Below are 908 nucleotides of genomic sequence, written 5' to 3' on the forward strand. Positions count from 1 at the left end.
ATACTACTGCTACAAATGTAATTAATAATCATTTGAGTTATCGTTATGGTTCTATAATTGAAGAAATATATAATCAAGGGCTGCCTAGTAAAAAATATGCAGCTGGACTTTTGTATCCTACTAAGCATACTTTGAACACTGTTGAAGAAGATGATAATGATGAAAATGAAAAAGAATTACAAGTGGATTTAAATAATAAGCAAGTTAATAATGATAAAAATGAAGAAGAAACTAATGAAGTGAGTATTTCCGGCAGTGAAATGTATAAACAATCTACAATGGGTATTACATTTGCTATTCCAGAGGATGTTAATACTTTAAAAGTTAAGTTTGAATGTGGACATTATAAATTAAAGACAAATTATAATACTAATCTACAGAGTATAAATGGATATAATAAAAATTGGTGGATGAGAAGAGGGTTAGAAAGTGAAATTGATATTACAACTAACCAAAATAAAAATATAGAGGATTATGAATTAAATTTGAAAGATAAAAGTAATTTAGATGTTGAAGAGTTAGATGTTATATTATATTCGAATATTAGGAAAATCAAAAACAATTCAAAAATTGTAACTTTAACGATTGAAAATAGAACAAATAATAACAGTGATAATACTGATGAACAAATACTTTTTCAATCTGATTTAGAAGTAACAATTAAAGATAAAGGATATTTTTTACCTTATCCTAAACCATCAGAATTAGATATAAATATTGGTAAAGAAGAGAAGAAATTTGAGTTTTTATATTTAGATGAAAAGAACTATTCATTTGGGCATGACTGTGCTACTTTATGGGAAAAGGACGAAAGTAATGAAGTTTATAAGATCAAATCCTCATTTTTACCAGAATATGAAGTGAAAACAATGACGCCAGATATAATAATAGATAATCAAGAGTTATGT

The 908-nt window shown here is 25.9% G+C and carries 1 protein-coding gene; it reads left to right on the forward strand.

Going from position 1 to position 908, the window contains the following annotated elements:
* The coding region (locus ACF91D_RS30770; protein WP_392438550.1) for a hypothetical protein at window positions 1-908 on the forward strand (908 nt) is incomplete at both ends.

The sequence above is a fragment of the Staphylococcus sp. 231237_7MaSpsaltlick genome, assembly GCF_043107035.1.